Annotated in this window: 21 protein-coding genes; 11 read left to right on the plus strand and 10 right to left on the minus strand. The window is 69.5% G+C overall.

What is annotated here, in order from left to right:
- Positions 1 to 148: 148 nt before the first annotated feature.
- Positions 149 to 637: an apolipoprotein A1/A4/E family protein gene (locus RS85_RS01695; RefSeq protein ID WP_235282299.1), complete on the plus strand. Its 489-nt coding sequence runs from the start codon at positions 149 to 151 to the stop codon at positions 635 to 637.
- Between the two features lie 13 nt (positions 638 to 650).
- Here the strand turns inward: RS85_RS01695 and RS85_RS01700 are convergent, their stop codons facing one another.
- From RS85_RS01700 to RS85_RS01710, 3 genes are read right to left on the minus strand one after another with little or no spacing between them, the layout of a single operon-like run.
- Positions 651 to 1553: an ROK family protein gene (locus tag RS85_RS01700; protein ID WP_046011694.1), complete on the minus strand. Its 903-nt coding sequence runs from the start codon at positions 1551 to 1553 to the stop codon at positions 651 to 653.
- On the minus strand, positions 1550 to 2110 hold the full coding sequence (gene pyrE, locus RS85_RS01705; protein WP_046011695.1) for an orotate phosphoribosyltransferase: 561 nt from the start codon (positions 2108 to 2110) through the stop codon (positions 1550 to 1552). Before pyrE ends, RS85_RS01700 begins: the two co-directional genes overlap by 4 nt.
- A gap of 58 nt (positions 2111 to 2168) precedes the next feature.
- The gene (locus RS85_RS01710; RefSeq protein ID WP_046011696.1) at positions 2169 to 3392 is read right to left on the minus strand and encodes an ATP-binding protein; all 1224 of its coding nucleotides are present in this window, start codon (positions 3390 to 3392) and stop codon (positions 2169 to 2171) included.
- 107 nt (positions 3393 to 3499) lie between these two features.
- On the opposite strand from RS85_RS01710, the gene RS85_RS01715 reads away from it, so the two are divergent.
- Both RS85_RS01715 and RS85_RS01720 read left to right on the plus strand, forming a co-directional pair.
- Complete coding sequence (locus RS85_RS01715) at positions 3500 to 4345, plus strand: exodeoxyribonuclease III (RefSeq protein WP_046011697.1); 846 nt, start codon at positions 3500 to 3502, stop codon at positions 4343 to 4345.
- Between the two features lie 51 nt (positions 4346 to 4396).
- The gene (locus RS85_RS01720; RefSeq protein ID WP_046011698.1) at positions 4397 to 5200 is read left to right on the plus strand and encodes a Cof-type HAD-IIB family hydrolase; all 804 of its coding nucleotides are present in this window, start codon (positions 4397 to 4399) and stop codon (positions 5198 to 5200) included.
- A gap of 36 nt (positions 5201 to 5236) precedes the next feature.
- On the opposite strand, the gene RS85_RS01725 is transcribed toward RS85_RS01720, so the two are convergent.
- The 5 genes from RS85_RS01725 to RS85_RS01745 form a co-directional block, all read right to left on the minus strand.
- Positions 5237 to 6964 (minus strand): MSCRAMM family protein, encoded by a 1728-nt coding sequence (locus RS85_RS01725; RefSeq protein ID WP_160298603.1) that lies wholly within the window; start codon positions 6962 to 6964, stop codon positions 5237 to 5239.
- A 151-nt stretch (positions 6965 to 7115) separates the two neighbouring features.
- The gene (locus tag RS85_RS01730) at positions 7116 to 7751 is read right to left on the minus strand and encodes a dihydrofolate reductase family protein (protein ID WP_268747998.1); all 636 of its coding nucleotides are present in this window, start codon (positions 7749 to 7751) and stop codon (positions 7116 to 7118) included.
- Positions 7748 to 8452, minus strand: a complete 705-nt coding sequence (locus RS85_RS01735) for a winged helix-turn-helix transcriptional regulator (protein ID WP_046011700.1) — start codon at positions 8450 to 8452, stop codon at positions 7748 to 7750. The genes RS85_RS01730 and RS85_RS01735 overlap by 4 nt, the downstream gene beginning before the upstream one ends.
- Position 8453: 1 nt before the next feature.
- Positions 8454 to 8891 (minus strand): VOC family protein, encoded by a 438-nt coding sequence (locus tag RS85_RS01740; protein WP_200894767.1) that lies wholly within the window; start codon positions 8889 to 8891, stop codon positions 8454 to 8456.
- 33 nt (positions 8892 to 8924) lie between these two features.
- On the minus strand, positions 8925 to 10133 hold the full coding sequence (locus tag RS85_RS01745; protein ID WP_046011702.1) for an MFS transporter: 1209 nt from the start codon (positions 10131 to 10133) through the stop codon (positions 8925 to 8927).
- A 65-nt stretch (positions 10134 to 10198) separates the two neighbouring features.
- On the opposite strand from RS85_RS01745, the gene RS85_RS01750 reads away from it, so the two are divergent.
- From RS85_RS01750 to RS85_RS01770, 5 genes are all read left to right on the plus strand, one after another.
- The gene (locus tag RS85_RS01750) at positions 10199 to 11470 is read left to right on the plus strand and encodes a sensor histidine kinase (RefSeq protein WP_046011703.1); all 1272 of its coding nucleotides are present in this window, start codon (positions 10199 to 10201) and stop codon (positions 11468 to 11470) included.
- A complete protein-coding gene (locus tag RS85_RS01755) occupies positions 11467 to 12144 on the plus strand; it encodes a response regulator (RefSeq protein WP_046011704.1) in 678 nt (225 codons plus the stop codon). Before RS85_RS01750 ends, RS85_RS01755 begins: the two co-directional genes overlap by 4 nt.
- A gap of 16 nt (positions 12145 to 12160) precedes the next feature.
- Positions 12161 to 13354: a benzoate/H(+) symporter BenE family transporter gene (locus RS85_RS01760; RefSeq protein ID WP_046011705.1), complete on the plus strand. Its 1194-nt coding sequence runs from the start codon at positions 12161 to 12163 to the stop codon at positions 13352 to 13354.
- 186 nt (positions 13355 to 13540) lie between these two features.
- Complete coding sequence (locus RS85_RS01765; protein WP_046011706.1) at positions 13541 to 14434, plus strand: ABC transporter ATP-binding protein; 894 nt, start codon at positions 13541 to 13543, stop codon at positions 14432 to 14434.
- The gene (locus tag RS85_RS01770) at positions 14431 to 15549 is read left to right on the plus strand and encodes an ABC transporter permease (RefSeq protein ID WP_046011707.1); all 1119 of its coding nucleotides are present in this window, start codon (positions 14431 to 14433) and stop codon (positions 15547 to 15549) included. Before RS85_RS01765 ends, RS85_RS01770 begins: the two co-directional genes overlap by 4 nt.
- Positions 15550 to 15655: 106 nt before the next feature.
- Here the strand turns inward: RS85_RS01770 and RS85_RS01775 are convergent, their stop codons facing one another.
- Positions 15656 to 19150: a proline dehydrogenase family protein gene (locus RS85_RS01775; protein ID WP_046011708.1), complete on the minus strand. Its 3495-nt coding sequence runs from the start codon at positions 19148 to 19150 to the stop codon at positions 15656 to 15658.
- Positions 19151 to 19283: 133 nt separating this feature from the next.
- On the opposite strand from RS85_RS01775, the gene RS85_RS01780 reads away from it, so the two are divergent.
- Positions 19284 to 20192 carry a LysR family transcriptional regulator gene (locus RS85_RS01780; RefSeq protein WP_046011709.1) on the plus strand — a complete coding sequence of 303 codons (909 nt, stop codon included), beginning with the start codon at positions 19284 to 19286 and terminating at the stop codon, positions 20190 to 20192.
- A 17-nt stretch (positions 20193 to 20209) separates the two neighbouring features.
- Here the strand turns inward: RS85_RS01780 and RS85_RS01785 are convergent, their stop codons facing one another.
- On the minus strand, positions 20210 to 21172 hold the full coding sequence (locus RS85_RS01785; RefSeq protein ID WP_235282300.1) for an amidohydrolase: 963 nt from the start codon (positions 21170 to 21172) through the stop codon (positions 20210 to 20212).
- On the opposite strand from RS85_RS01785, the gene RS85_RS01790 reads away from it, so the two are divergent.
- Both RS85_RS01790 and RS85_RS01795 read left to right on the plus strand, forming a co-directional pair.
- Positions 21165 to 21632 (plus strand): TetR family transcriptional regulator C-terminal domain-containing protein, encoded by a 468-nt coding sequence (locus tag RS85_RS01790; protein WP_235282301.1) that lies wholly within the window; start codon positions 21165 to 21167, stop codon positions 21630 to 21632. The genes RS85_RS01785 and RS85_RS01790 overlap by 8 nt on opposite strands.
- 73 nt (positions 21633 to 21705) lie before the next feature.
- A complete protein-coding gene (locus RS85_RS01795; RefSeq protein ID WP_046011710.1) occupies positions 21706 to 23193 on the plus strand; it encodes a glycosyltransferase in 1488 nt (495 codons plus the stop codon).
- The last annotated feature ends 83 nt before the right edge of the window (positions 23194 to 23276 follow it).

Raw genomic sequence — 23276 nt, forward strand, 5'->3', positions numbered from 1 at the left:
AGCGTGGGACATGAAGGCCTCCTGAGTGCGGAAAGTGGTTCCTAGACAGCTCCACTCTCGCAACAGGAGGCCTTCACCTATCCGCAAATCACACGCGATTCACGCAACAACGTCCCTGGACATCACAACTAGCCCTCCACAGGATGAGGTGAAGTTCGCGTTCTCCACCTTCACTGAGCCGGAATTGCCCAGTTCAGCGAGAATATTGGTTGCGAGGCATAGCCTGCTGGCAGTTCCGCTCATTGCGCCGCAGAATAGGAGCATGTACGTGTCCGCAGAGATCATCGCGATCGTCGTCAGCGCCGCCGGCGTGGTGGTGACGCTCGGCGCGAGCATGTTCGCCGGGTTTGCCTGGATCCTGCGTCGGATCGACGATCGGGGCGATGCCGTCGAAGGCAAGCTGGGAGTCCGGATCGACGCCGTCGAAGAAAAGCTCGGAGCCCGGATCGACGCCGTCGAGGACAAACTCAGCGCCCGGATCGACGCGCTCGACATAAGGCTCAGCGCTCGCATCGATGGGGTCGAAGAGAAGCTCGGCGCCCGCATCGATGCGCTCACCGGCGAGGTCACCGGAGTGAAGATCGCGGTCGCGAGACTCGAGGGGCCGCCACGACACCTGGTCACCGCGAGTCGCTGACTCTGGCGAGCAGCTACCGCAGCACGAGGGCGGCGGCGCCGATCAACGGCCCCTCGTCGCCCAGCCCCGAGCGGACCACGCGCGTCTGCCGCGAGTACTCGTGGGCGGCGCTGGCGGTGAGCGCCTGTTGCACGAGGTCGATGTAGTCGGGCGAGACGCGCGAGAAGCCGCCGCCGATCGCGACGGTGTCGAGGTCGACGAGAGTCGCGGCATCCGCCAGCGCCTCGCCGACGGCCTTCGCTGAGCGCTCGATCGCGGCGCGTGCGACGGCCACTCCCGCAGCGGCATCCCGCGCCAGATCCTCGCCGGTCGCTCCGGACCAGCCCTGCTGCTGCGCCCAGGCGGCGCTCGCGGGTCCGGAGGCGATCTCCTCGAGGGTCAGGCCGCCCTCGCGGCGCACCTGTCCGAGGTGGCCGGCATTGCCGGTTGCCCCGGGGATGTAGGCGCCGTTCACGACGAAGCCGCCGCCGACACCCGTCGACACGACGATCGAAAGCGACGAACGAGCATCCTTCGTGGCACCGAGCCAGGACTCGGCCAGTGCCAGTGCGCCGCCGTCGTGGCCGAAGACCGTGGGCAGGCCGCGGCCGAGGATCCCGGAGGCGGTCGTACGCACCGCATCCGCGAGACCGTACCCGCGGGCCGCAGGCATGTTCACGGGGAGGATCTGGCCGGCGTTCCGGTCGATCGGCCCGGCGCTGCCGATGCCGACGCCGACGAGCTCGGCATCGTCGGGGAGACGGGAGAGCGCGTGGGCGATCACTGTCGCGATCGCTTCGTCGAGCGACGCGGGAGTGGCATCCCGGCCCGTCGCCCGACGGCTGCGGCTCCCCGCCACCAGCGCGCCGTCTTCACCGACGAGCGCGGCTTCCATCTTCGTGCCGCCCACATCGACGGCCAGCGCGTAGCGAGTCACTGCGGGTCGAGTCCGAGGTCGTCGAGGTTGAAGGCGGCGCGCCACTCGAGACCCTCGGCTTCGATCGCGGCCTGCGCGCCGGTCTTGCGGTCGACGATCACGGCCACGGCGACGATCTCGGCGCCCTCCTTGCGGAGAGCTGCGACGGCCTTGAGCGCGGACTGACCGGTGGTGGAGGTGTCCTCGAGCACGACGACGCGCTTGCCCTTGACGTCGGCGCCCTCGATCTGGCGGCCGCGGCCGTGGTCCTTCGGCTCCTTGCGCACGACGAACGCATCGAGCGGGCGCTCGGCGGCAACGGACGCGTGCAGCACCGAGTTCGCGATCGGGTCGGCGCCGAGGGTCAGCCCGCCGACCGCCACGACATCGAGGTCGCCGATGAGGTCGAGCATGATGCGCCCGATGGCGGGGGCCGCACGATGGTCGAGGGTGAGCTTGCGCATGTCGACGTAGTACGTCGCCTTCTTGCCGCTCGAGAGGGTGAAGTCGCCGTGGAACACCGCCTCTTCCTTGATCAGGTCGAGGAGGGTCTGGCGGTCGGCGTCGAGTGCGGTCACGGCATCCAGTGTAGGAGGTGACTTCTCGATCTTCCGCGGCGTGGCAGGCCGAAGAGGGCTAGGCCATCTTCTTCTTACGGCGCTTCTGCACCTCCGGCACTGAGAGGGTCGGCACCGCACGCAGTATGAACCGGTCGAAATCGGGAACTGTGAACGCGGCGTACCCATGCTCCGGCGTGTACAGCAGCCCCATGTCTATGAGCTCAGCACGCGTCGGACCGAGCTGCGTCGACTCCCGCCCCATGATTCTGGCTACATCCGACGCTTTCTGCGCTTCGGGGCCCAGTTCCGCCATCGCCCGCATATACGCGGTCTGCAGTGGGGTGGACCGGTCGAGCCGCACACGGAAGAACGAGCTGTCCAGCTTGGCTTCGTATCCCTCTTTCGCCATTTCCACATCGACCCGTGTGATCGGCGAGCTCTCCGCGATCTCCCAGACCTCGTAGCCGAGCTCCTGAAGAAAATAGGGGTAGCCCCTCGTGATCTCGACAGCGCGATCCAGGGCGTCAGCCTCGTACGAGACTCCTTCGCCTGCTGCCGGCTCCGCCAAAGCATCTCGCGCATCCGCGTCGTCGAGAGAGACGATCTTCGGAAACTGGAAGAGTCGCTCCGCGTACGACTTGGCGTCGCCGGCCAGTTCGGCGATCTGCGGGAGCCCGGCACCGACGAACGTGACGGGCAGTTTGCGCTGCACTGTCTTGTGCACGGCCTGGATCAGCGCTTCCAACTGTCGAGTGCTGAGGAACTGCACTTCGTCGATGAGAATCGCCACCCCGCGCTCCCGTTCTTTGGCGATCTCGCCTATAGCAAGGAGGACGTCCGTGAGGTCGAGCCCCAGGTCGCCGTGATCGGCGTATCCCTCTTCCGGTTCGACATCCCATGCGAGAGACCACGTCCCTTGTCGATCCACCGAAAGCGCGAACGAGGTCACCACCGCCGCGGCTCGCCGTGCGCGCTCGGTCCATTTCACGCGGGGAGAGAGGCGCAGCAGCGCTGCTTTCAGCAAGGAGGCCATTGTCTGCCGGAATCGCGTGTCATCGTGTTTGCTTGCTTCGAGCTCGAGCACCTCCCATCGCTCCGAACGAGCGATGTCTCCGAACTCGTTCAGCAGAACCGTCTTGCCGACACCACGCAGCCCAGTGATGATCATGGACTGATGCGTCCGTCCGCGGGCCAGCCGCCGCAGAAGCGCGGTGAACGCCTTCGTCTGCTCCTCTCGTCCGACGATGATGTCGGGCGAGGCGCCGGCGTTCGGCGTATAGGGGTTGTGAACACTGTCCATGGCTTCCCTTCTTTAGAACGATTATTCCGCTTTATTCGTTCCTTGTAAAGCGAGATAAAGCTCAAAACGCGAACGCTGATGTCCGGCGTCCCAACTAGGCTGGTCGCATGCGCTTGGCCACCTGGAACGTCAACTCCATCCGCACCCGCGTCACCCGCACGGTCGAATTCGCCGTGCGCGAAGACCTCGACGTGCTGGCGATGCAAGAGGTCAAGTGCAAGCCCGAGCAGTTCCCCTACGGTCCGTTCGAAGAGGCCGGGTACCACGTCGAGGTGCACGGCCTGAATCAGTGGAACGGCGTCGCGATCGCGAGCCGCCTGCCGATCACCGACGTGCGCACGGCGTTCGACGGGATGCCGGGCTTCGCGAAGGGGCATGAAGGACCGGATGCTCCGCTCGAGGCCCGTGCGCTCGGCGCGATGGTCGAGGGCGTCCGGGTGTGGAGCCTGTATGTGCCGAACGGCCGCTCGCTCGACGATCCGCACCTCGCGTACAAGCTGCACTGGCTCGAAGAGCTGAAGAAGTCGACGGCGGCCGAGCTGGCGGCGAACCCCGAGCTTCCGCTCGCCCTGGTCGGCGACTTCAACATCATCCCGTTCGATCACGACAACGGTGACCCCGACATCGTGGTCGGCCGGTCCACGCACGTGTCCCCCACCGAGCGCGCCGCCTTCTTCGCGCTCGAAGACGCCGGAGTGACCGACGTCGTGCGCCCGCTCCTGCCCGAGGGCTACACCTACTGGGACTACCAGCGGCTGAAGTTCCCGCGCAATGAGGGCATCCGCATCGACTTCGTGCTCGGTTCGCGCACCTTCGCGGATGCCGTCACCGGCGCCTCGATCCATCGCAATGAGCGCAAGGGCGAGCAGCCCAGCGACCACGTGCCCGTGGTCGTCGACGTCAACCTCGGCGCCGCCGACGAAGACGACGACCTGCCGATGATCTTCTCCTGACGCTCACCCCGGTCGTTGAGCGAGCGAAGCGAGACGAAACGCCATGACAAAATGCGCCTGATCGCCACCGATCTCGACGGCACGCTGCTCGACTCGTCGTCCCAGGTCTCTGCGCGCATACGTGCCGCGCTCGACGCGGCTCGTCAGCGCGGCATCCATGTCGTACCGGTGACCGCCCGTCAGCCGATCGGCCTGCGCGTGATCGCAGCAGATGCGGCGTTCGACGGCTGGGCACTGTGCAGCAACGGTGCCTACGCCGTACACCTGACCGACGGGCGGATGCTGTTCGCCGAAGAGCTGCCGCCCGAGACGATCCGCACGCTCGCCGAGGCTCTTGCCGCCAGCATCCCTGGGTTGCTGTTCGCGAGCGTGCGGGATGCCGGCGAGACGTTCGTGGCGCAGCGCGGCTACGCGGAGATCGCTGACCTCTCCGACCATAAGCGCGACCCGAAGACGATGGGCGGCGTGCCGCTGGAGCAGGTGCTCTCCGCTCCCAGTGTGAAGTTCGTGATCCGGCACCCGGAGCTCGCCCCTGCCGCGCTCTTCGACACCCTGGGCTCACTCGGGCTCACCGGTTTCGAGGCGACCTTGTCGGGCGCACCGTTCGTCGAGGTCATGGCCGAGGGCGTCACGAAGGCGACCGGCCTCGCGCGGCTGTGCGCGCACCTCGAGATCGAGCGCGCCGACGTCGTCGCGTTCGGCGACGCACTCAACGACGTCGAGATGCTCCGCTGGGCAGGTCACGGCGTCGCGATGGACGGCGCGGCGGACGTCGTGCAGGATGCCGCCGACGAGACGACCGCGTCGAACGACGACGACGGGGTCGCGCGGGTGATCGAGCGGATGCTCCGCTGACCCCCGCGCGACCCCGTCGCGCCTTGTTTGCCGTGCTCAGCTCATGACGCGACGCCGACGCACGAGAGTCAGCCCGGCGAGCAGCAGAACAAGAGCGGCCATCGCGGCAGCGACCGGCGCATCCGACCCGGTGTTCGCGAGCGCACCTCCCGTGCCGCCCGCTCCGAGCGAACCCGACCCGGCGCCGCCTACATCGCCCGCCGCCGTCACCTGCAGCGCGACTGTCGCGACGACCGTCGTCCCGGAGAGGGCGACGAGGGTGTGCGCGCCGGCCGGCACGCGTGCCGGAATACGGAACGAGCCCTTCAGCACGCCGCTCGCATCAGCCGTCAGCGTGCCGAGCGCGATGGGGTCGGAGCGGAGCTCGAAGGCGTACCGCTCGCCCGGGCTGAAACCGGTACCCGAGACGGCGATGTCGTTGCCGGCCTCCACCGAGCCGGAGGCAAGCGTGATCGCGGCTTCTGGTTCGGGGTCGGGGTCCGGTTCGGCGTCGACGGTGAGCGCGAAGTCGATCCCCGGAACGTCGTCACCGGGTGACAGCGGGATCGACGTCGCCTCCTCCGCTGTCGCGCCACCCTTGTAGAACTGGGTCACCGGGGGCGTACCGTCCGCGAACGTGGCGGTGGCCTGCAGGATGTACGACCCCTTGGGCAGCACGAAGGAGTATGCGCCGGTGTTGGCCGTGATGTTGTCGACCTGAACGCCGTCGCTCCAGGCTTCCACGACGACCGTGCGCTCCTTGTCCGAGTCGACGGTCACGGTGCCGGAGATCTGCGAAGATCTGTCGAGCGCCGCGCTGATGCCTGACGCTTCTTCACCGGCAGCGACCGTCAGGAGCGTCGCGTTGTCCCAAAGTCCTGCATCCTTCCAGTATTCGAGGATCAGGCCAGGCGTGAAGGTGCGGAAGAGAACCCGGTACGTCCCCGGGGGCACTGCCGTGCGGTAGCTCCCGTCGCTTTGCGTGTGGATGAAGTCCGAGTCGAACTGGACATCGACACCGTCAAGGTTCACGAAGCCGTCCACTGGAGTGCCGTCATCGCTTCGGGTGATGGTTCCGCTGACGTAAGCCGGCTCGGAGAGCGACGCATCGATCCCTTCGAGAGCCTGCTGTTCGGTGAGCGTGACGGGTGTCGCCGCACCGAAAGAGTATGCGTCGTTCCAGAATTCCGAGAGGAGGTCCGGGGCATCGGTGCCGAAACGGATCCGGTAGGTGCCCGCAGGAAGGCCACCGAGCGAGTAGTCGCCGGCGGCGTCGGTCTGAGTCGCGCCGACGATCTCGTTGCGCTCATCGAGCGCCTGCACCCCGACGTTCTCGAGAGGCGCTCCGTCGTCCTCGCGCGTCACGGTGCCCGTGATGGACGCGCCCGCAGCGAGCGCTGCGTCAACTCCGGAGACAGCCGTCGCGCCGACGACCACCGCGGTCGCCGCTGCGTAGTCGAAGGTGTTCTCCCAGTACTCGCGCTTCAGGTCGGACCCCTCGGGGATGAAGGTCACGATGTAAGAGTCTGCAGCGAGGCTGCCGAGAGTGTATGCACCGTTGTCGTCGGTGACGGCCGTGGCCCACGCTCCGCCCGCACCGCTCGCTGTCACCGTGACCCCGGCCACGGCAGAGCCGTCATCGTCACGAGTCACCGCGCCGGAGATCGAGCCAGGATCGGCCGCAAGCGTGTCATCCGCCGAGGCGGCCGTCGCGCCGCCCAGGGCGAGCGCGAACGCCACCGCACCACCGAGCACAGCCCGCATCATTCCGCGTCGTCGCGTCACCGTTCCACCCCTCGATGGAGGTCGTGCGCGCAACGATCGCGTTGTCCCGCTCGGCCTCGAACTCCTGCCGATAATGCGGCAACGAATCGAATCTAGGGGAACGACAGGCATCAAGGGAAGTGCGCTCCGCTATATCGGTGAAGGCCGACCGTTAGTCGAAAGTCCCGACCTCCGGCGTCCGATCCGTCCGTCCGTATCGGAGAAGGGTCACGCCGCCATCATCGCTCTTCGCCGGCTCGAGCAGCGTGAGCACCGAGGGCAGTGCGCCGTCGTCGAACACCTTCTTGCCCGCGCCGAGCAGAATCGGATACACCCAGAGGTTCAGCTCGTCGAACAGCCCCTCCGCGAGCAGCGTGTGCACGAAGTCGACGCTGCCGATCACGTGCACCTCGCGGTGGTTCGCGCGCAGGGCAGCGATCTCCGACGCGAGGTCATCGCCGACTCGCGAAGACCCCTCCCAGTCGAGCGCGATGTCGGCATCCCGCGTCGCGACGTACTTCGGCACGCGATTGAAGAGCGTGCCGATCTCGCCGGACTCCCCCTCGGTGTGATGCGGCCAGTACGAGGCGAAGATGTCGTAGGTGCGGCGACCGAGCAGCAGCGCATCCAGGCCGCGCATGCCCTTCTCGATCTCGGGACTGACGCCCGAGGACGGGTGCCCCGCCTGCCACCCGCTGAAGCGGAAGCCGCCCGACGTGTCTTCGTCGGTGCCCCCCGGGCCTTGGGCGACACCATCCAGCGTCATGAAGAGGTCGATCAGGATGCGACCCGTTGCTTCAGTGCTCACGTCATGCTCCTTGCGTTCAGTTCTGCCGAGAGGGGTGCGATGTGGAAGGTGTCCGCGAACGAGTCCAACCAGGTCTCCTCGCCGCGGACCACCGCGAGGACGTCCTGTGCGAGCGCCTCGGACGGCGAGATCTCACCGGCGATGAGACGACGGATACCGGGACCGGCGACGATAACGGCATCCGCTTCGCCGGGGGGCAGCTGTCCGCCGGCGGGGGGCGCGTTCGGCGCCAGCTGGGCGACGCGGAGTTCGCCGTCCTGCACTGAGGCGCGGAGCGCGACGTCGCCGACATGCAGCTCGTATTCCGCGTCAGCGGAGTCATCCGCGCGGAAAGCCGTGCGCAGCGCCATCGTGAGCGAATCCCGGGTGACCACGTCACCCTCTTCCGGCTCTCCCATCGTCTGGAAGCCCCAACGGCCGAGCGCGAGCATGATCGGCTCGAGCGCCTGACCGTAGGGCGTGAGCTCGTAGACCAGGCCGCAGTTGAGCAGCGGGACGCGGCGGATGACCCCGCCCTCCTGCAGCTCTTTCAGACGAGTGGACAGGATGTTGGTCGGAATGCGCGGCAGGCCCAGCTTGAGGTCGGTGTATCGACGCGGGCCGACGAGCAGATCGCGCACGATGAGCATCGCCCACCGCTCCCCGATGAGCTCGACGGCGCTCGTCACGCCGCAGTACTGGCCGTAGCTGCGCGCCGCCACGTCAGACCGACGCGGTCTGGTCCGCGACGTGCTCGGGACCGTTCTCGATGGCCTCGGGTGTCATGTAGAGGAAGCCCAGTGAGTTGCCGTCGGGGTCGTCGAGGTCGCGCGAGTACATGAAGCCGTAGTCCTGCGCCGGCTTGGGCTCGGCCCCGCCGGCAGCGAGGCCCCGCGCGAGGATCTCGTCGACCTCGTCGCGCGAGTCACGGCTGAAGGCGACCGACACCTGGGCGACCTCGTTCGGGTCGGCGATCGGCTTGTCGGTGAAGGTCGCGAAGAACTCCCGCTTCAGGACCATGAAGTAGATGTCGTCACTCCACACGATGCAGGCGGCGTTCTCATCGGTGAACTGCGGGCTGATCTCGCAGCCCAGGGCCGTGTAGAACGCCTTCGCGCGCTCGAGATCGCTGGTCGGCAGGTTGACGAAGACTTTGGTCATGATGACTCCTTTGTCGGGGGTGATGCAAGCTTGTTAAAAACAAGTTAACTTGTCAATAGCAAGTTCTGACGGATCCGCAGAGTCTCGCGCCGGCCGGAGCCCGGCTCCCGCGAGTACGCCTGCCCCCGCCGTCAGCGCCGCGATCACGGCCAGTCCGACTCCCGGCACCGTCGCCGTCGCCACGGCTCCCGCGACCAGCGGACCCCCGGCATCCCCCAGCTCGCGTCCGAGTTCTGCGCTGCCCATCGTGCGGCCCATCCGCTCGGGTGGGGTCGTGCTCGCGAGGTGAGCGAAGGCGATCGGTGTCGCCACCCCCACCCCGATGCCGACGAGCAGTGCGGTCGCGATCAGAGCGACCGGATGCACCAGCGCGGCCGTGACCGCGATTCCCGCAGCGATGAGGAACAGTCCTCCCACCGTGCCGAGTCGCGTCGACACCCGCCCGCGGTCGTGCGCCGCCCCCACGAACGGCTGCGCCACGCTCGACGCGATCGCGAGCACGGTGACGATCGCCATGCTGCCGACCGTGCCGAGCCCGGCCTCGCGACCGAGCAGCGGCAGGAATCCGACCGCCACCGCGAGCGCACCGGTCGTCGCCGCGAGCACGAGCGTCGGCACGAGGAATCCCGGAGCGATCAGCTCTCGACCGAGGTCCACGAGCGTCACCCGCTTGCGCGGAAGCACCGGCACCGCGGGCACCGCCAGCGCGACCCACGCGGCCGCGACGACCCCCAGCACGGCGAGGGCCCAGAACAGCGCCGGCATCCCGCCCCACACCACGAGCACGGCGCCGATCAGCGGGCCGAGCGCGTAGCCGAGACTCTTCCACGAGCCGTAGCGACCGAAGTAGCGGCCGCGCGTGTTCGCGTCCGTGAGGCGCGCCACCGCGGCGGACGACGAAGGAGAGAAGGCGGATGCCGCGGCGCCCTGGCCGAATCGACCGATCACCAGCCCGAGCATGCCGGGCACGACGGCGCCGACCACCGAGAAGGCGGCGAAGGCGAGGAGTCCGCCGATGATCACCGGCCGCACGCCGATGCGGTCGCTGAGCGCCCCGAAGAGCGGCTTGAGCAGCACCTCGGCCAGGTCGTACAGCGCGAGGGTCAGTCCGAAGGCGAGGAGCGTCCAGCCGATGTCCTCGGTCTCGGCGCCGAGAGCTGCGGCGATGCCATGGGCACCGAAGGCGGTGGTGAAGCCGGCCAGATAGAGCGGAGCGAGACGGGGCGGCGAGTCGGAGGTCACAGCCGATTCTCTCAGTCCGTCGCACGGGGGATGCCACGGCATCCGCTCCCCCATACGGTGGGAAGATGCCTGCCGCCGACTTCGACCGCACGCCGACCGCTCGCGAGCGCCGGGGCGATCTGGTGCTCGCGGCCGTCATGTTCGTGGGCGCGATCCTCAGTGCTGCACTCTCATCGATCTCGGAGATCTACGGCGACGAGCAGGCGGAGCTGTGGACGGCGCTCGTGTACGCGGCCTTCGCCACCGTGCCGCTGGCCTTCCGCCGGCGCTGGCCGGGCACGGTGGCCATCGTCATCGCGCTGGCCTACTTCGCCGCGGTCACCATCCGTGTTCCCGAGATCTACGTCGGCAACATCGCGATGTTCATCGGTCTCTACACGGTCGGCGCGTGGATGAGCGATCGTCGACGCGCGATGATCGTCCGCGTCGGGATCATCGTCGGCATGTTCGCGTGGCTGCTCATCACGATGTATCGCGACGCGATCAGCGAGGCCGACAAGGCCGACGTCGTCGCCGGCGCGATGTCGCCCTTCGTCGCCTTCATGCTGATCCAGATCCTCCTGAACCTGCTCTACTTCGGCGGCGCGTACTACTTCGGCGAGCGCTCCTGGATCGAAGCCTCGCAGAAGGCTGTGCTCGAGCAGCGCACCGCCGATCTGGAGCGCGAGCGCGAGGTCACCGCCGCGCAGGCCGTCGCCCTCGACCGCGTCCGCATCGCTCGGGAGCTGCATGACGTCGTCGCCCACCACGTCTCGGTGATGGGCGTGCAGGCGGGCGCCGCGCGCCTGGTCCTCGATCAGGACCCTGAGGAGACCCGCCGCATCCTCACCGGGATCGAAGGATCGGCGCGTGACGCCATCCAGGAGCTGCGTCAGCTGCTCGAGACCCTGCGCACGCCGGGCGGGGAGACCGCGGATGCCGCGTCGACGCTGTCGCTCGACGACATCGCCGAGCTGGCCGAGGCCTCGACCGAAGCGGGCCTGCCCACCGAGTACACGGTGATCGGAGACCCCGTCGCCGTGCCGCCGCTCATCGCGGTGAACCTGTACCGCATCGCACAGGAGTCGCTGACGAACGCGCGCCGTCATGCCGGCGTCGGCGCGACGGCAGATGTGCGCGTGCGCTATGACGACGAGGGCGTGGAGGTCGAGATCGTGAACAGCGGACGCGCGGTCGCGCACCTGCGACCCGGACTCGGCCAGCTCGGCATGCGGGAGCGCGCCGCGGCATCCGGCGGCACCCTCGAGGTGACGCCCCGCCCGGTCGGCGGCCTGCGCGTGCGGGCCCGCGTGCCGCTTCCCGCGAGTGCCCGCCCCGCCGCGAGGAGCATGCGATGACCGACCAGCCCATTCGCGTCCTCCTCGTCGACGACCACGCGATGCTGCGCGCGGGGTTCCGCACGATCCTCGACATCCAGCCCGACATCACCGTCGTCGGCGAGGCCGCGACAGGAGCGGATGCCGTCGCCCAGGCATCCGTCCTCCGCCCCGACGTGATCACGATGGACGTGCAGATGCCCGACATGGACGGCATCGAGGCGACGCGGCGCATCGTCGCCGACCCGTCGATCGCGGCTGCGATCGCGATCGTCACGACCTTCGACCAGGACGACTACCTCTACGAGGCGCTGGATGCCGGCGCGAGCGGCTTCCTGCTCAAGAACGCCGGAGCCGAGGACCTGATCGCGGCGGTGCGCGCGCTGGCCGCAGGCGACGGGATGCTGGCGCCCGAGGTCACCCGTCGCGTGCTGGCGCGGTTCGCCGCGGCATCCGCTCCCCCACCTGCACCGCCGCGGCCGGTGCACGCGACCGCGCTCGCCGAACCGCTCACCGACCGCGAGGCCGAGGTGCTCGCTCTCCTCGCCGACGCGCGCAGCAATGCCGAGATCGCCGGCGCGCTGTACATCGGCGAGGCGACCGTGAAGACGCACGTCTCGCGCATCCTGCAGAAGCTCGGCGCGCGTGACCGGGTGCAGGCGGTGGTGCTGGCGCTCCGGATGGGTCTCGCCTAGCGATACCCTCGGAGCCATGCCCGGCGCTGCTCCCCTGTCCCGTCCGAGATCGCCGCTGTCCCGTCCGATTCTGGCGGGGGTCGTGACCGCCCTGGTCGGTTTCACGAGTTCGTTCGCCGTGGTGCTGACCGGACTCGATGCCGTCGGCGCGACGGCCGCCCAGGCGGCGAGCGGTCTGCTCGCGGTCAGCCTCACGATGGGGCTCGCCTGCATCGTGCTCGCCTGCCGGTATCGGATGCCGATCACCGTCGCCTGGTCGACTCCGGGCGCGGCACTGCTCGCGGCGACCGGGGCGGTCGACGGCGGATGGCCCGCGGCGGTCGGTGCATTCCTCGTGACGTCGGCGCTCATTCTGCTGACCGCGCTGTGGCCGGCGCTCGGTGCCCTGATCGCCCGCATCCCTCCGTCGATCGCGCAGGCGATGCTCGCCGGTGTCCTGCTGCCGCTCTGCCTGGCACCGATCACGGGGATCGTCGCGAACCCGTGGGGCGTCATCCCCGTCGTGCTGACCTGGCTCGTGTTCGCGCGACTCGCCCCGCGGTGGGCCGTGCCGCTCGCCTTCGTCGCGGCCGCCGCCGTGGTCGCGGCGTCGCTCATCCGCGATCGGGCGCCGTTCGACCCCGCGCTGCTGCTCCCGCGGGTCGAACTCACCGCGCCGACCTTCACGCTCGGCGCGCTGGTGGGCCTCGCGCTGCCATTGTTCATCGTGACCATGGCCTCGCAGAACGTGCCGGGCATCGCGATCATGCGCAGCTTCGGCTACGAGGTGCCGTGGCGTCCGGCGATGCTCGTCACGGGGCTCGGCACGGCGCTCGGCGCCCCGGCGGGCGGGCACGCGATCAACCTCGCCGCGATCAGTGCTGCCCTCGCCGCGTCTCCGGATGCCGACCCCGACCCGCAGCGCCGGTGGGTCGCCGGCGTCTCGACGGGCGGTTCGTACCTCGTGCTGGCCGGATGCTCGGCCGCGTTCGCCGCTCTCGTCACCCTCGCGCCCGCGGCCGTGATCCCGGCGGTGGCGGGCCTCGCGCTGTTCGCCGCGTTCGGGTCCGCCGTGCAGCAGGCCATCGACGACGCCGGAGAGCGGATCCCCGCCGTGGTGACCTTCCTCGTCGCGGCATCCGGCATCTCCGTGCTCGGCATCAGCGCCGCGTTCTGGGCGCTGGTGGCGGGGCTGGTCGTGCGCGCGGTGCTGCACACCGGTCGGCGCTGACCCTTCACTCCCGCTCGCGCTGGATCAGAAATGCAGGTTCCGGCGACGGTTCGGCGGCATTTCTGATCCACGCTGGCTTGGAAGGGGGGTCCGACTCGCGGGGTCCGCCGCTCGGGGGATGCCGTGGCACCCGGTGATCCCTAGCGTGGGGGCATGCGATGTACTGAGCGAGCGGAGTGAGTCGAAGTGACCGGAAAACTCGAACTGACGGGCATCACCAAGAGCTACGGCTCGCGGCGCGTGCTCGATGATGCGTCCTTCACGGTGTCACCGGGACGGTTGACGGGTTTCGTCGGCGGCAACGGCGCCGGCAAGACCACCACGATGCGGATCGTGCTCGGGCTGCTGTCGTCCGACGGCGGCCGGGTCGATCTGGACGGTTCCCCGCTGACCGCCGCCGACCGCCGCCGCTTCGGCTACATGCCCGAAGAGCGCGGCCTCTACCCGAAGATGAAGGTGCTCGAGCAGATCGTGTACCTCGCCCGCCTGCACGGCTACGGCAAGGCCGAGTCGACGACGCGGGCCACCGAGCTGCTCACCGAGCTCGGCCTCGGCGAGCGGCTGAACGACACGATCGAGTCGCTGTCGCTGGGCAACCAGCAGCGCGCGCAGATCGCCGCCTCGCTCGTGCACGACCCGGAGGTGCTGATCCTCGACGAGCCGTTCTCCGGCCTCGACCCGCTCGCGGTCGACGTCGTCGCGGGCGTCCTGCAGGCGAGCGCCGCGAAGGGCGCCTCGATCCTGTTCTCCTCGCACCAGCTCGACGTCGTCGAGCGCCTCTGCGACGACCTGGTGATCCTCGCCGGCGGCACGGTCCGCGCCTCGGGCTCGCGTGACGGGCTGCGCGCCGAGCACGCCCGCGACCGGTACGAGCTCGTCTCGACCGGCGACGCCGGGTGGCTGCGCACCGAGCCAGGTGTCTCGGTCATCGACTTCGAAGGCGGCTACGCCCTCTTCGACGCCGACGGCCCCGAGACGGCGCAGCGGGTGCTGCGCAGTGCGGTCGAGCGCGGCGATGTCGCGAGCTTCGCCCCCAAGCATCCGTCCCTCGCACAGATCTTCAAGGAGGTCATCCAGTGAGCCCTTCGACAAGCTCAGGGACCCAGGGTCCCGGAACGCCGTCTGTCGCCAACGGCGTCTGGCTCGTCGCCGAGCGCGAGATCGGTTCCAAGCTGCGCAGCAAGGCGTTCCTCATCTCCACCGGCATCCTGCTGCTGCTCGCTCTCGCGGGCATCGTGATCGGCGGATTCGCGAGCAAGAACGCCGCCTCGGAGACGATGCCGGTGGCTGCGACCTCCGAGACCGCCGCAGCCGTCTCCGCGCTGCCGAACGTCACGGTGACCGAGGTCTCGGATCAGGACGAGGCCGAGCAACTTGTCCGCGAGGAGAAGGTCGACGCCGCGGTGCTTCCCGGCAGCGGTGCATCGGACTTCACGATCATCGCCCTGAAGGATGCGCCGAGCGATCTCGTCGCGGTGCTCTCGCAGGCGCCGGAAGTGCAGATCCTGGAACCGGCGACCACCAACCCGCTGCTGCGCTACTTCATCGCGATCGCCTTCGGGCTCGTCTTCATGATGGCGGCGGCGACCTTCGGCGGCACGATCGCGCAGAGCATCGTCGAGGAGAAGCAGACGCGTGTGGTCGAGGTGCTGCTCTCGGCGATCCCCGCGCGCACGCTGCTGGCCGGCAAGGTGGTCGGCAACACGATCCTCGCGATGGGGCAGATCCTCGCGCTGGCTGCGGTGGCGACGATAGGACTGATCGTCACGGGCCAACGAGAGGTGCTGTCGACGCTGGGCTCGCCGATCATCTGGTTCGCGGTGTTCTTCCTGTTCGGGTTCATCCTGCTCGCCGCGCTGTTCGCCGCTGCGGCATCCATGGTCTCCCGCCAGGAGGACATCGGCTCGACGACGACCCCGATCACGATGCTGGTGATGGCGCCGTACGTGCTCGTGATCATCTTCAACGACAACCCGCTGGTGCTGACGATCATGTCGTACGTGCCGTTCTCGGCCCCCGTCGGGATGCCGATGCGGCTGTTCGTCGGCGAGGCGCAGTGGTGGGAGCCGCTGCTGAGCCTGGTCATCCTGCTCGCGAGCTGCGTGGCGGCCATCGTCGTCGGCGCGAAGATCTACGAGAACTCGCTCCTGAAGATGGGTTCGCGCGTCAAGCTCAGCGAGGCGCTGCGCGGCTGACGCGGCATCGCCGAGACCCCGCCTTCGCGCCGAGACCCCCTGTTGCGGATGCCCGCGACAGGGGGCTTCGGCGCGAACCGGGGGTCTCGGCGTCAGGAAACTGGCGTCAGATCAGTCCATCTGTCAGCGTGGTCGGGTTGCCGAAGCGGTGGTTCGTGATCGACACCGCCTGCTCGTGCAGGAACGGCAGCATCTCCACGCGCCCTGCACCGGTGACCGCGTGCGCCCAGACCGCGACATCCGGGCTCCCGCCGAGCGCCTCGAACAGCGCCGACGCGTCGCCGCCGACCAGACGCACGCGCTGCCACGATCGCTGCGACTTGGCGTAGCGCTTGGTCCACGCGGCATCCGTCTCATGCTTCACCGTCACGCCGTGCGCGCGCAGCGCCTTCTCGACGCGCGATGGCAGGGAAGGCGCCGACACCGTGAACGGGCTGCCGCTGCGCAATGCGGCGGCGAGCACGCGGATGCCGTCGACCAGGGGCGCGTGCTCGGCGATGCGCACATCGACGGCGACCGGACGGTACCGGAAGAGGTTGCGCTCGACGCCGAGCCCCGACTTGTCGGAGATGGCCCCGAATTCGTCGACCCAGGCGCGTTCGTCGGATGCCGCGGCACGGTGCAGCCAGGCCGACTCGACCGGATCGAGCTCGGAGCCGACGGCCGCGAGCAGAGCGTCGACCGCGGGGGTCACCGCGGCGTCCGCAGCGGTCGGGGGCAGCTCGGCTGCGACCCACTCGCCCAGACCGAACAGGTAGTTCGGTCCACCGGCCTTGGCGCCCGCGCCCACCGCGGAGCGCTTCCAGCCGCCGAACGGCTGACGCTGCACGATGGCTCCGGTGATGCCGCGGTTCACGTAGAGGTTGCCCGCCTCGACGCGGTCGAGCCAGGTCGCGACCTCGGCGGAGTCGAGCGAGTGCAGGCCGGCGGTGAGGCCGTAGTCCACGGCGTTCTGCAGGCGGATGGCCTCGTCGAGATCCTTGGCGCGCATGACACCCAGTACCGGTCCGAAGAACTCGGTCAGGTGGGTGGTCGATCCCTCGCGCACGCCCGTCTTCACGCCCGGGGTCCACTGCTTCCCCTCGGCATCCAGCTTGCGCGGTTCGACGAGCCAGCGCTCGCCCCGATCCAACGTGGTGAGCGCCTTCAGCAGCTTTCCGGATGCCGGCTCGATGATCGGTCCCATCTGCGTCGCCGGGTCGTCGGGCAGTCCGACCCGCATCGAGGACACGGCATCCACGAGCTGACGCTCGAACCGCTTCGATTCGGCGACCGACCCGACGAGGATCACGAGGGATGCCGCGGAGCACTTCTGCCCCGCGTGCCCGAACGCGCTCTTGGCGACATCGGAGGCCGCCAGGTCGAGATCGGCGGAAGGCGTGACGATGATCGCGTTCTTGCCGCTGGTCTCGGCGAGCAGCGGCAGATCGACGCGGAACGACCGGAACAGCTGCGCGGTCTCGTAGGCACCCGTGAGGATGACCCGGTCGACCGCGGGGCTCGCGACGAGCCGGGTGCCGAGGTCGCGCGAGGCCAGGTCGACGAGGGCGAGCAGGTCGCGCGGGACGCCCGCCGCCCACAGCGCCTCGACCATGACGGCACCGCAGCGCTGCGTGAGCTTGGCCGGCTTGATGATGACGCCCGAGCCCGAGGCGAGCCCGGCGAGCACGCCGCCGGCGGGGATCGCCACCGGGAAGTTCCACGGCGGGGTGACGACCGTGACCTTCGACGGCACGAACTCGGCTCCCGAGACGGCTTCGAGGTCGAGGGCGCGCTCGGCGTAGTAGTGCGCGAAGTCGATCGCCTCACTGACCTCGGGGTCGGCCTCCGCGATCGTCTTCCCGGCCTCGTTGGCCATGATCTCGATCAGCTGGCCGCGGCGGGCGGCGAGTTCGTCGCCCGCGCGGTGCAGCACGGCGGCGCGCTCGGCCGCCGGCAGCGCCGCCCAGCGCTCAGCCGCGGAGGTGGCGGCGGCGAAGACCGCGTCGAGCTCGGCATCCGTCTCGATGCGTGCAGACGCGATGGCGTCCTGCCCGAGCGTCGTCCCGACCGAGCGGCCGAGGATCTCCCGACCCCAGGTGCGGTTGGCGTCGATCGCTGGGTCGGTGTCGGGCTGGTTGTCGAAGCCGGTCGTTCCGGCATCCGCCGCCTGCTCCGTCAGCCGGTTCTGCACGCGGTGGGATGCCGGCACCGAACGGTCGGCTTCGAGGCCGGCGAGCGAGCGCTCGAAGCGCTCTCGCTCGCGCGTGAGCAGAGTCGGGTTCGAGGCGAGCTCGAACACGGCCGACATGAAGTTCTCGGGGCTCGCGTTCTCTTCCAGACGACGGACGAGGTACGCGATCGCGACGTCGAACTCGGCCGGGTTCACGACCGGCGTGTAGAGGAGCAGCTGTCCGACGTCCTTGCGGACTGCCGCGGCCTGCCCGGTCGCCATGCCGAGGAGCATCTCGTACTCGACGAGGTGAGCCGCCCCGTCAGTGACCCCGCGCGCCTTCGCCAGCAGCCAGGTGTAGGCGATGTCGAACAGGTTGTGTCCGGCGACGCCGATGCGCACGGCATCCAGTCGCTCCGGCGTCATCGCCCAGTCGAGCACGCGCTTGTAGTTGGTGTCGGAGTCCTGCTTGGTGCCGTAGGTGGCGAGCGGCCAGCCGTGGATCGCCGCGTCGACCTCCTCCATCGCGAGGTTCGCGCCCTTCACGACACGCACCTTGATCGGTGCTCCGCCCTTCGCGCGCCGCGCCGCGGCCCACTCCTGCAGGTGCTGCATCGCGCCGAGCGCGTCGGGCAGGTAGGCCTGCAGCACGATGCCTGCCTCGAGGTTCTCGAGCCCCGGCTGATCGAGGATGCGGGTGAACGCCGCGATCGTCAGGTCGAGGTCGCGGTACTCCTCCATGTCGAGATTGATGAACTTCGCGGTCTTCGAGCGCGCCGCGAGTTCGTACAGCGGGGTGAGCTTGGTCACGACATCCGCCACGGCTTCGTCGAACGACCACATCGAAAGCTGGCTGACGACGCTCGACACCTTGATCGACACGTAGTCGACGTCGTTCCGCGCGAGGAAATCGCGGGTGCCCTGCAGTCGACGTCCGGCCTCGCGCTCGCCCAGCACCGCCTCGCCGAGCAGGTTGAGGTTCAGGCGGTTGCCGGTCTTGCGCAGCTTCGCGATCGCCGGACCGAGCTTCGACGGGGTGGCATCGAGCACGAGGTGCCCGACCATGGCCCGCAGCACCCGGCGCGAGATCGGCACGACGACACCCGGGAGCTTCGGCGCCCAGAATCCGCCCGTCTTGATGGCGGCGCGGAGGTAGCCGGGCAGCAGCGTGGGGGTGATCTCCGAGATCTCGGCGAGCGTGCGCCCGGCGACGCGCAGATCCTCGGGACGCATCACGCCGTCGACGAAGCCGACGGTGAAAGCCAGGCCGTTCGGGTCCTTCAGTACCTCGGACAGGCGCTGCGCGGCCGGCTCCACGGGATACGACTCGCTCTCGGCGAGCCAGCGCTGCACGAGCGCGGCGACCTCCTCGGTGCGCGGGGTGTCGGTGCGCGGGGTTTCGGTGCGCGGGGTCTCGGTGCGAGCAGCGGTGTCGGCGTCGACAGACATGGGCGGTGCCTTCCGGAAGATCGCACACCCGGGGTCGTGTGCGGCTGGATCATTGTCCGTCGACTCGCTAGGCTCCGTCTATCAACCGAATCGAGTGAATTCTGTTCACTCACACTGAACGGACGGATCCGCCGTGCTCGACGTGAATCGCCTGCGGATGCTCGTGGAACTGTCGCGTCGCGGCACTCTCTCCGCCGTGGCCGACGCGCTGTCGTACAGCAAGGCCTCGGTGTCGCAGCAGCTGAACGCGCTGGAGCGCGAGGTCGGCGTCCCGCTGCTGCGCCGGGTGGGCCGCGGAGTGCAGTTCACGCCGCAGGGGAACGTGCTCGTCGCCCAGGCCATCGGCATCCTGGATCAGCTCGAGCACGCCGAGGTCGCCGTCGCCGAGTCGCTCACCGAGGTCACCGGCACGGTGCACATCGCGGTGTTCCAGTCGACCGCGCACTCGCTGCTGCCCGGTGCGCTCGAGGCCCTGGCGCAACGGCATCCGGCCCTCCGCGTGCAGGTGACGGAGAGCGACCCGGAGACGGGACTCGTCGGCGTCTCCAGCCGCGACTTCGACCTGATCCTCGCGGAGCAGTATCCGGGGCGCACGCGCCCGATCCACGCCGACCTCGACAGGGTGGTGCTCGCGCATGATGCGATCGCCCTGGCTCGCCGACCGGGAAGCGCCGGAGAAACGGATGCCGTGGCCGCACTGTGGTCCACCCGTGACGAGCCGTGGGTGCTCGAGCCCGCGGGCACGGCGTCGCGCGCGTGGGCCGAGCAGCTCTGCCGCACCGCCGGGTTCGAGCCGGACGTGCGCTTCGAGATCGCCGACCTCACCGCGCACGTGCGACTGATCCACGCCGGCCTCGCGGTCGGCCTGCTGCCCGAGCTCGTCTGGGCTGGGGACACCCCGACCGTCGATCTGACGTCGCTCCCGGAGGATCCCCGCCGCGAGATCTTCTCCTCGGCCCGGCGGGCATCCGTCGACGCTCCCGCGATCAAGGCGGTCCGCCGCGCGCTGGCCGACGCGGCGTCCCGCAACTTGACGGAGTAGCGCCCGGCGAACGGCCGTCAGTGCGCGTGCACGTGCGTCTCACCCGTGCCGGCGGCGACCGGATCCTCCGCGCGCACCGCCGTCGGCGCAGCCAACGCACCGGCGGAGTGCGCGAAGTGCCCACCGACGACGGTGAGTTCGGCGTGCTGGTCGAGCAGGCCGGCGGGCTCGCGCTCGTGTCGATACAGGTCGTCCGACCACACCACGAGGTCGGCGAGCATGCCGCGCTGCACCCTCCCCCGGTCACCTTCCGCATGCCAGGCACGGGCACCGTGCACGGTGTAGGCCTCCAGCGACCGGTCCAGGCCGACCCGCTCATCCGTCGTCCACGCGTCGCCGCCGTCGAGCCCGGCCCGCGTCGCGGCGGAGTACAGCCCGACAAGGGGATCCATCTCCCCCACCTGCCAGTCGCTGGAGAAGGCGACGGTCGCGCCGCTGTCGAGCAGGCTGCGGAATCGCCATGCCCTGTCCCACCTATCTTCGCCGACGTTCTCCATCCAGGTGCCGGCGACGAGGTCGGGCGAGCAGTGCCGCGGCTGCATGGCGGCGGTGACCCCGAGCCCGCGGAACCGGGGCAGGTCATCGGGATGCAGGCATTCGACGTGCACGACGCCGTGCCGACGGTCCTTCGTGCCGTTGCGCCGTGCGGCCTGCTCGATCGCATCGAGGGCGAGACGGATGCCGGCGTCGCCGGTCGCGTGCGTGTGGGTCTGGAAGCCCAGGCGATCGAGTTCGCTGATCACCTCGACCAGCTCGCGACCGGGATAGCTCGGGCGGCCACGCTGACCCGGCCGGTTCGCGTAGTCCTCGAGCATCAGCGCGGTGTGCGGCTCGATCACGTCGTCGGCGTACAGCTTCAACGGCCCGAGGCGCAGCATCCCTTCGGCGTCGGCATCCGCCTCTGCCTGCTGCACCGCGCTCTTCAGCCGCCGCCGGAACTCGCCGTCCGCTCCCACGGGGTGGAACAGGGCCGTGATCACCCGCGAAGACGCCCTCCTGGTGGAGGCTCACGCCGCCGGCATCCAGCGGTCCTGCGACGAGCGCGACGCCGCCCTCGCCGCCCTCGCCGCACTCGACGACCCGCGGGAACAGCTCGGCGCGGCGATCGACGCCGGCCTGCCGGATGGCCCCGACGACGCGCTGATGAGCCTGCTGTACGAGTTCGACGTGCTCGCCGGGAACTCCGCGCTGCACGACGAGCTCGTGCAGAAGCTGTATCTGCGACAGCTCGCGACCTACCGCGGAGTGATCGCCGGCGGTCGCGAGAGCGGCGTCTTCACCCCCGCCCTCGACGACGAGCAGCTCGCCATGACGATGGTCGCGCTGGAAGACGCGTACGGCCTGCACATCGTCGCGGGAAACGCGTTGATGAGCGTGCCGAAGGCCGCCGCCGCGATGCGCGCCGTGGCCGACAAGCTCGGGTGCCCGACGACCGCCTGACCGGACGGCAGCGCGGCACGGACTCAGCGGTCGCACAGTCACCACCGCGACTTCGCATCTATCGTTGCTCGGGATGCTGCGTTCTGATCCTCGACTGCCTCCCGCGCGATACTTCTCGCTGACCTGGGGGATCACCGACCAGCACGGCGGCATGACCACGGCGATGCTGCGCCGCTCGCGCTCCTTCCGCCTCCTCGGAGGCGTGGATGTCGGCATCCTCACCCTCGACGATCGCCCCGACTACCCCGAGCTCGACGCGCGCCTGCGCGCGTCGGGAGAGCTGATCGAGGGCCTGCGGATCCGCAACCTCTGGGATGAGCTGCGTGAGCGGCTGCCGGCGCCGCGCGGGGCGACGCCGCAGGTGCCGGAGCTCCTGACACCTTCTGAGGACGACGTCGTGACGACGCACGGCGGCGTCGTGCTGAGCCGGTCGCGAGCGGGCTCGGACGGGCGATTCATGGTCGACAGATTCCGCCGGGACGGCTCGCTCCTCGCGACCGAGCGACCCGGAGCCGAGCGGAAGATCGTGCTGTACTCGATCGACGGCTCTCCGCTGCGCTCCTGGAAGACCAGCTGGGGCCTGTACCGCTGGTGGTTCGACCGGCTGACAGCAGGGAAGCCCAGCTTCCTGATCGTCGACTCCAAGACAGCGGCGCGTTCGGTCGCCGGCTACCACCGCGATCACGTGACCACGATCCACATCGTCCACGCCTCGCACCGCCGCGGCGGACGGGCCGGCGAGTTCCGTGCGACGCGTGAGTACGTGATGCGCCGCGCCGCGGACTTCGACGAGATCGTCGTGCTCACCCCTCGCCAGAAGGCCGATCTGCGCGCGGACCTCGCCGCCGCCGGCGTCGAGGCCAGGATCAGGACGATCCCCAACGGGGTGGACCTGCCGTCGATGACGGTCGAGGGTCGCGAGCCCGGGCACGGCGTCGTCGTGGCGGGGCTCCACGCACGCAAGCGCCTGACCCACGCGGTGGAGGCGGTGGCCGCCGCGCACTCGGCCGATTCGCGCGTCGACGTCGACATCTTCGGCGAGGGGCCACGCGAGGCCGTGATCCGCAGGCGCATACGTCGCCTCGGCGCCGAAGCTCATATCCGCCTGCGCGGCCACGATCCGGCGGCGCGCACGGCGTTCCGCTCGGCGGGTTTCAGCCTGCTCACCTCCACCTCGGAGGGCCTCCCGCTCGTGCTGGTCGAGAGCATGGCCGCGGGTTGCATCCCGATCGCCTACGACGTCCGCTACGGCCCCGCCGACATGATCCGCGACGGGGTGGACGGCTTCCTGATCCCGGAGGGCGATGTCGACGCGATGGCGCAGCGGATCGTCGAGTTGCAGACGATGCCGGCGGCACGGCTGGCGGAGATGCGTCGGCAGGCGGTCATCCGCGCGGCCGAGTTCTCCGACCGAGCGGTGACCCGCCTCTGGTCGCGCGACCTGCGCGCCGCGTTCGACGCCAAGATGCTCGCCGCGGCGCGGGATCAACCTCTGGCCGTGCGGCTGCGGCGCCGGGCGGGCGTCATCCGCCGCGCCGTTCTCTGGCGCTTCGGGCGCTGAGGAATATACATGCACATGCATCTGTTCTGACCCCTGTACGCCCGGACGACGGAGTCCGATCACCTCCCTCCGAAAGGCATCAT

This window comes from Microbacterium sp. SA39, assembly GCF_000967865.1.
GTDB lineage: Bacteria > Actinomycetota > Actinomycetes > Actinomycetales > Microbacteriaceae > Microbacterium.